Source organism: Neisseria sp. P0001.S005, assembly GCF_051963715.1.
Window position 1 is genome coordinate 1 of record NZ_JBQCTZ010000600.1, and the last position, 455, is coordinate 455.

Sequence of the window (455 nt, forward strand, 5' to 3'; positions counted from 1 at the left end):
AAAATCCGCACCATCCGCATTTGGGCATGGATTATTTTGTCTTTGCTGGCTCTGACCGCCCTGCTCTCACAATGCGCCATGAACAAGCCGCAGATGAAACAAAATGTGGTGGAGTCTTGTGTAAAAAACATTCCTTTTGCTGAAAAATGGCAAGCTGATTTAAAGGCAAAAGGTTTGGAACCGCAAAACGAGAAATTGGCTCAAGACTATTGTGTCTGCATGTGGGATCAGCCCTTAAGCAAACTCTCTGACGAGCAAATCCGAAACTTCGGCAAAATCAGCCCTGAGGAGCAACTCAAACTCTTGGGTGGCGCGGAAGCTTTTGAGGCACGCGATAAGCAGTGCGTGGCTGATTTAAAGGCTGAGTAAACCAATATAGATTTAAACTAAAGATACAAGGCCGTCTGAACAACAGACGGCCTTTCATATATTGAATAAATAGTAATAAGAATTGA

At 43.7% G+C, this 455-nt stretch carries 1 protein-coding gene; it reads left to right on the top strand.

Going from position 1 to position 455, the window contains the following annotated elements:
- A partial coding sequence (locus ACTHSP_RS21905; RefSeq protein WP_440347000.1) for a hypothetical protein occupies positions 1-369 on the top strand: 369 nt, incomplete at its 5' end.
- Positions 370-455: the final 86 nt, after the last annotated feature.